Source organism: Saccharopolyspora sp. NPDC003752, from assembly GCF_053605825.1.
The window spans coordinates 44,526-51,262 of the sequence record NZ_JBSGJZ010000056.1 but is presented as its reverse complement, the minus strand read 5'-3'; the positions used below and the strand labels follow the sequence as shown (position 1 = coordinate 51,262).

8 protein-coding genes are annotated in these 6,737 nt (G+C 70.9%); 5 read left to right on the top strand and 3 right to left on the bottom strand.

What is annotated here, in order from left to right:
* Positions 1-244: 244 nt before the first annotated feature.
* The gene (locus tag ACWEV3_RS39695) at positions 245-415 is read right to left on the bottom strand and encodes a VOC family protein (RefSeq protein ID WP_452618836.1); all 171 of its coding nucleotides are present in this window, start codon (positions 413-415) and stop codon (positions 245-247) included.
* A 137-nt stretch (positions 416-552) separates the two neighbouring features.
* Here ACWEV3_RS39695 and ACWEV3_RS39690 point away from each other — a divergent pair, with 137 nt between their 5' ends.
* Positions 553-1,011, top strand: a complete 459-nt coding sequence (locus ACWEV3_RS39690) for a DinB family protein (protein WP_397527643.1) — start codon at positions 553-555, stop codon at positions 1,009-1,011.
* A gap of 370 nt (positions 1,012-1,381) precedes the next feature.
* On the opposite strand, the gene ACWEV3_RS39685 is transcribed toward ACWEV3_RS39690, so the two are convergent.
* Positions 1,382-2,749, bottom strand: a complete 1,368-nt coding sequence (locus ACWEV3_RS39685) for an MFS transporter (protein ID WP_452618835.1) — start codon at positions 2,747-2,749, stop codon at positions 1,382-1,384.
* Positions 2,750-2,872: 123 nt separating this feature from the next.
* Here ACWEV3_RS39685 and ACWEV3_RS39680 point away from each other — a divergent pair, with 123 nt between their 5' ends.
* A complete protein-coding gene (locus ACWEV3_RS39680; RefSeq protein WP_452618834.1) occupies positions 2,873-3,772 on the top strand; it encodes a LysR family transcriptional regulator in 900 nt (299 codons plus the stop codon).
* Here ACWEV3_RS39680 and ACWEV3_RS39675 read toward each other — a convergent pair.
* On the bottom strand, positions 3,769-4,653 hold the full coding sequence (locus ACWEV3_RS39675) for a LysR family transcriptional regulator (protein ID WP_452618833.1): 885 nt from the start codon (positions 4,651-4,653) through the stop codon (positions 3,769-3,771). The two genes, ACWEV3_RS39680 and ACWEV3_RS39675, sit on opposite strands and share 4 nt — an antisense overlap.
* A gap of 87 nt (positions 4,654-4,740) precedes the next feature.
* Between ACWEV3_RS39675 and ACWEV3_RS39670 the strand changes: the two genes are divergently transcribed.
* The 3 genes from ACWEV3_RS39670 to ACWEV3_RS39660 all read left to right on the top strand — a co-directional run bounded on the left by ACWEV3_RS39670 (position 4,741) and on the right by ACWEV3_RS39660 (position 6,688).
* Complete coding sequence (locus ACWEV3_RS39670; RefSeq protein WP_452618832.1) at positions 4,741-5,910, top strand: MFS transporter; 1,170 nt, start codon at positions 4,741-4,743, stop codon at positions 5,908-5,910.
* Positions 5,911-6,125: 215 nt separating this feature from the next.
* A complete protein-coding gene (locus ACWEV3_RS39665; protein WP_452618831.1) occupies positions 6,126-6,458 on the top strand; it encodes an ArsR/SmtB family transcription factor in 333 nt (110 codons plus the stop codon).
* Entirely contained in the window at positions 6,455-6,688 is a 234-nt protein-coding gene (locus ACWEV3_RS39660) for a hypothetical protein (protein WP_132484466.1), read from the top strand. The genes ACWEV3_RS39665 and ACWEV3_RS39660 overlap by 4 nt, the downstream gene beginning before the upstream one ends.
* The last annotated feature ends 49 nt before the right edge of the window (positions 6,689-6,737 follow it).

The window sequence follows — 6,737 nt, the reverse complement described above, 5'->3', positions numbered from 1 at the left end:
GGCCACGATCCGCGGCAGAAACCTGGACCCCAACGTCTACCCCAACATCGGCTCCGAAGTACTCCCCTGATCGTCCTATTTTACCTTGTAAATGTATGGTTCGATTTCAATGGAAATTGCGGAACCCCGGACCCCGGCACGGCCCGCCGGCCGAACCAGGAGCTCTGTCCGTGCGCGCGTAGGCCTGCACGTTCGCGGTGTCCATTGCGGACAGTCCGGCCTGCTCGAACGGCTTGGTGCGGGTTCAGCCGCCGCGTTCGGTGCTGCTGCGTTCCACGCAGAACTCGTTGGATTCCGGGTCCAGCAGGGTGACCCAGCCGAGGCCGTCGGCGGTTCGGTGGTCTTCGTAGAGCGTTGCGCCGAGGCCGAGGATGCGCTCCACCTCCTCATCGCGCCACCGCAGTCGGCCGATCACGGTATTCGTCCAGACCTCGACCGGATAATGGTTCGACTCGGCCTTGCCGGGGCCGGAAGACTGTGGGCGTTCGTCGAGCGAAGGGGATTGCTGTGGTTGAGCGGATCGATCCGCCCGTGGTCGGGGGCGAGCGGGAGATGCTGCGGGCATACCTCGACTTCCACCGGGCCACCCTGGCCATGAAGTGCGAAGGGCTGTCCGACGCCGACCTGCGGCGGCAGTCGATGCCGCCTTCGACGCTCTCGCTGCTCGGCCTGGTGCGGCACATGGCCGAGGTGGAGCGCACCTGGTTCCGGCGGGTGATCGACCGCGAGGACATTCCGCTGGTGTGGTCGGACGACGGCGACTTCCAGGTCGCCTACGACGCGAGCGCGGCCACCCGCTCCGAGGCGTTCGACGCCTGGCAGGCGGAGGTCGAGCACTCGCGCCGGATCGAAGCCGCCGCCGAGTCGCTCGACGTGACCGCGCCCCAGCCGAGGTGGGGCAAGGACGTGTCGCTGCGGCTGGTGATGCTGCACCTCATCCACGAGTACGCCCGGCACAACGGCCACGCAGATTTCCTGCGGGAGGGCATCGACGGGGTCGTCGGGGCCTGAGCGCGCCCGGGAACCGTCAGCCGCACGTGCGGGACAAGGACCGCCCGCGCCGCCTTCCGCGGGGCGGCGACGAACGGTTTGTCGTGGTTGGCGGGCAGCCAGGCCGGACGTCCACGGCTCCAGGCCGGTGACGTCCACATAGGACACGTCCGGCCGTGGGTACAGGTTCCGGCCGACCGTCGGCGGGAAGAGCAGCCCGCCGCCCATGGCGATCAACTGCAGGCCGCTCTTCCCAGAAGCGCCCAGCTTCGCCATAGCCGCGAGGCTCTCAATCCGCCGCGAAGCCGCATCGAAGATCCCTTCCGCGGACGGCCTGGCGCGCGGAAGACTCCACCTGCCACTGGGGAAAGGTCCGGGGCGCCGCTGCTCGTCACGCCGGGACCGGCTCCTGGCGCTTGCCGGTCCGGAGGCTGAAGGCGCCGACCGCGGTGGCGATCAGGGCCGCGGCGAAGGGGACCGCGAGCGCCGCGCGGAAGCCGTCGAGCGGCGTTCCGAGCGCGGCGACGTTGACCGCGGCGGAGCCGGCGAGGCCGAGCGCCGCGCCGAACTGGAACGACGTGTAGAGCAGGCCGCCGGCGAGGCCCTGCTCGGAGTCATCGACGCCGTCGGTGGCGACGATGGTCAGCGGGCCGTACACCAGCGCGAACCCCACGCCGAGGATCACCAGGCCCGGGGCCATCGCGGCGTACGTCCAGTCCGCGCCGAGCGGCAGGAACAGCACGTACCCGAGCGCGGAGACCAGCAGGCCGCCGAAGATCAGCCGGGCGTTGCCGAACCGCCGGACCAGCCAAGGCGTGAGCGTGGGCGCGAGCACCGCGTCGAGGCCGAGAGCGATCAGCGCGAAGCTGGTCTGCAGCGTCGACCAGCCGCGCAGCTCCTGCAGGTACAGCACCACCAAGAACTGGAAGCCGAAGAATCCGCTGAACAGCAGCAGCCCGATGGCGTTGGTGCGCAGCAGGGGAGCGCTGCGGAAGATGCCCAGCCGCACCAGCGGTGCGGTGGCACGGCGTTCGATGGCGACGAACGCGGCCAGCAGGGCGCCGCCTGTCGCGAACGTGATCAGCGTCCACTCGATGCTGGTGTGCGTGGCGCGTTCGACGCCGAGCACGAGCAGCACGATCGCGGCGGTGATGGCGACGCCGCCGGCCACGTCGACGCGTCCGGCGCGACGCTCCGGCTCCGATGACTTGGGCACCAGGGCGAGCGCGCCGACGAGGATGAGGAACGACATCGTGACCGGCGCGAAGAACACCCACCGCCAGCCGATCGCGGTGAGCAGGCCGCCGACGACCAGGCCGATCGAGAAGCCGCCCGCCGCCGTGCCGGAGTAGACGAGCAGGGCCTTGTTGCGCTGCGGGCCTTCCTCGAAGCTGGTGGTGATGATGGACAGCCCGGCAGGCGTCATGAAGGCGGCGGCGACACCGGTGACGAACCGGGCGACGATCAGCATCCAGCCATCGGAGGCGAGCCCGCCCAGGCCGGAGAAGACCAGGAAGACGGCCAGCCAGCCGATGAACATCCGGCGGCGCCCGAACAGGTCCGCCGCCCGGCCTCCCACCAGCATGAACCCGCCGTAGCCGAGGACGTAGGCGCTCATCACCCACTGCAGTTCGCCGGTGGACATGCCGAGTTCGGCCCTGATGGCGGGCAGCGCGACGTTGAGCATCGCCACGTCGATGCCTTCCAGGAAGATCGCCCCGCACAGGACCATCAGCACGCCCCAGTTGCGCGCAGTCATCTGCGATTCCTCAAAGGTGTTGGGAATTTCCGATGACACCAGCGTCGAGCCACCGCCCGGCGGGAACAACGGCGAAGACCTCGACGTTCGTTCAACCAGGCTTACCGATGGGGAGGGCGGCGCATGGAGCGCGATGAACTGGAGTGCTTCCTGATCCTCGCCGAAGAGCTGCACTTCGGCCGGACCGCCGACCGGATGCGCCTGTCGCGGGCCAGGGTGAGCCAGCTCGTGCAGCGCCTCGAACGCCGCGTCGGCGCGCCGCTGTTCGCCCGGACGAGCCGCCGCGTCGCGCTCACCCCGCTCGGCCGCCAGCTCCGCGACGACCTCGAACCGCACTACCGCGCGATCGACGCCGCCCTGGCGCGTGCCGTGTCGAACGCGCGGAGCATCAACGGCGTGCTCCACGTCGGCTTCTCCAACCCGCTGGCCGGCGAGATCGTGTTGAAGGTGGCGGAGGCGATGCACACCGAGCACCCGGAACTGGCCGTGGAGATCTGCGAGGTGCCGATGGCGGACCCGTACGGCCAGCTGCGCCGGGGCGAGTTCGACGTGCAGCTGACGGAGTTCCCGGTGCGCGAGGACGATCTCAGCGGGAGCCCGGGCCTGTTCACGGAGCCGCGCACGCTGGCGATCGCGGCCGATCACCCGCTGGCCGACAAGGACGCCGTGTCGGTGGAAGACCTCGTCGAGGTGCCGCTGCTGGCCATCGACGGCGCGTTGCCGGACTACCTGCTGGAACACCACGTGCCGACGCACACGCCGAGCGGCCGGCCGATCGGCCGCGGCCCGGCGGTCACCAACATGCAGGAAGCGCTGATGCTCGTCGCGGCGGGCAGGGGCGCCTTGCTGTGCGCGGCGCACACCGCCACCTACTTCGCCAGGCCCGGCGTCTCGTACGTGCGGTTCATGGACGCCGAGCCGGTCGGATACGGCCTCGTCTGGCGATCAGCCGACAACAGCGGAGCGGTGCAAGCCTTCGCCCGCACCGCCAACGCGGTCGCACGAGACCTGGCGAGCCGCTAGGCGTCGGCGAGGACGTCGGCGAACGCCAGGACGCGGGTGGTCGCCGCGGCGCGGGGCCAGACCAGGCCGAGGACGGAGTCCGGCAGGCCGGTGACCGGCACGAACGCGATGTCGCTGCGGGCGTGGGAGATCGCGCAGGGGCGGCAGAGCAGCATCGCGCCGCGGTTGGCGGCGGCGCGGGTGATGCCTTCCTGCAGGGTGGTGATCGTGCTCGCGCGCGGGATCGGGCGGCCGCTCGGCGTGCGCGGCGGCGTTTGGGCGTCGCGCCAGTAGGGCGGGGCCGGTTCGGCGGGCGCGATCAGCTCGGAGTCGGCGAGTTCTTCGGCGGGTACCGAATCCAGGGCGGCGAAGCGATGCCGCAGCGAGACCGCGATGTTCGGTTGCTGGCGCGAGAACGTCGGTCCCACCACGAGATCCGGTTCCTGCACCGGCAGCAGCACGATCGCCGCGTCGACCTCGCCGCGGCGCAGCGCGCCGAACGGATCGCTCAGCGGGATCTCGGTGATCTCGGTGGCGCAGTCGGGAAATCGCGACTGGAAGGCGTCGATCCGGGCCATCACGGGCTCGGACACCTGTCCCTGGAAACCGAGGCGCAGCACGCCCCGCACGCCTCGCGCCTCCGCTCGGGTTCGTTCGACGACGTCCTTGAGGCCGTCGTAGGCCGGGCGGAGCTCGGCGAGGAAGCGCTCGCCGAGCGCGGTGAGGCGGACCCTGCGGTTGGTGCGGTCGATCAGCCGCGCGCCGAGCCGGCTCTCCAGCGAGCGCAGCAGCTGGCTGACCCGGCTCTGCGACACGTACAGGCGTTCGCCGGCGCGGCCGAAGTGCAGTTCCTCGGCGAGCACCAGGAAGCACTCCAGCTCCCGAACCTCCAGGCCGCCCATGTCCCTCCTCCGCTCGATGAGCACAGCTGATCCAAGGATGAGGACTTCGGCGTTGTTCCCGGTAGGCGGGCCACCGAGGCTGTGACCATGACAACGACCGACACCTCGACCCCGCCCGTGGTGCGGGGCTGGCCCGCCGTCGCGGCGGTCGCCGCGGCGACGTTCTCCGTGGTCACCACCGAGATGCTGCCGGTCGGCCTGCTCACGTCGCTCGCCGCGGAGCTCCGCGCGCCGGAAGGCGTGGCGGGCCTGACGATGACGGTGCCCGGCCTGATCGCGGCGTTCGCCGCGCCGCTGCTCACCGTCGCCGCCGGGCGGCTGGACCGGCGCTGGGTGCTGGTCGCGCTGATGGCCTTGCTGGCCTCGGCGAACCTGCTCTCGGCGGTGACGCCGAACCTGCCGCTGCTCGTCGCGTTGCGGGTGCTCGTCGGCGTGTCCATCGGCGGGGTGTGGGCGATCGCGGCGAGCTCGGCCGTGCGGCTGGTGCCGGAGCGGTCGGTGGGCGCTGCGACGTCGCTGATCTTCAGCGGGATCGCGGTGGCCTCGGTGCTCGGCGTCCCGGCGGGGACGTTCATCGGCGAGCTCGGCGGCTGGCGCGCGTCGTTCGCCGTCATGGGCGTTGTGTCGCTGGTGGTGGCGGTCGCGCTCGCGGTGCTGCTGCCGCCGTTGCCCGCCGAGGAGCCGATGCGCTTCAGCGCCGTGCCGCAGTTGTTGCGCAGCGGTGCGGTGCGGGTCGGGCTGTTCGTCATCTTGCTGCTGGTGTCCGGGCATTTCGCGGCCTACACCTACGTGCGGCCCGTGCTGGAACAAGTGTCCTCTGTGGACGCCGGATTGATCAGCGCGCTGCTCCTGGCGTACGGATTGGCCGGGGTGGCGGGGAATTTCGCGGGTGGCGCGGCGTCGGCCCGCAATCCTCGCCGCACCCTGTTGCTGATCTCGGCGGTGCTCGCGGTGGCGGTGTTCGCGCTCGGCCTGCCGCTCGGCGTCGTCGGAGCGACAGCGGCGCTGCTGGTCTGGGGCGTCGCCTACGGCGGTGTCTCGGTGAGCACGCAGAACTGGCTGCTCGCCGCGGCGCCGCACGCCAGGGAAGCGGCATCGTCGCTGTTCGTGGCGGTCTTCAACGTCGCGATCGCCCTGGGCGCCCTGCTGGGCGGCCGGATGGTCGACGCGATCTCCCCGCCCAGCGCCTTCTTCCTCGCCACGGCCCTGGCGCTGGCCGCGCTGGTCGTGGCCGTCGCCGGGCGCACCTCCCGGTGACCCGTTCTGCCCGACCAGGTCCGGGGCGCTTGGAGTTCCTGAAGTGATGGGGTGGCGATTTCGCGCGAAATCGCCACCCCGCAGGCGTGGCGAACGGCGATTTCGCGCGAAACCGGCGCGCAGGGCGACTTCCCGGACGGCATCGACCCGGCCCTGGGTGCATGACAGTCCGGCATGTCATGCGAAAGTATCGGCTGACGGATCGGGGTGGGTTGATGGACGGCGAGGAGCTGCTGGCGTTCCTCGGTGCCGTGGGGCATGCGCAGCGCCTGCGGATCATCGCCGAGCTCGCCGACGGGCGGCTGTACGTGAGCGAGCTCGCGCGCCGGCTCGGCATGTCCCGGCCGCTGCTCTACATGCACCTGGAGCGCCTGGAGAAGGCCGATCTCGTCGCGGGACACCTGGAGCTGTCCGCCGACGGCAAGGCGCTCAAGTACTTCGAACTGCGTCCCTTCGAACTCCGCCTCGACGTGGCCACCATCCGCGCGGCGGTGCGGGAGCCGGGCGACGAAGCGGGCTCGAACGACGGGAAGGGGACCCGGAAATGACCAATGCCGTGGTCGGCATCGCGATCGTCCTGATCATCGTCGCCGGCATCACGATCGGCTTCATCGCCTACTTCCGGATGCTGCGGCACCGGGCCGACGCCGAGGCGATGGCCGAGTACCGCGAGTTCGCGGCGCGGGCGACCGCCGAGCAGGAGGAGCTGCGCCGGGAGATCGCCGAGATGCACGGGCGGCTCAAGGAGGTCGAGTCGCTGCTGCGCAGCGTCGGCTGACGCGCAGCTTTTCCCAGCGGGAGGGTCGTTTTCGACCCTCCCGCTTTTG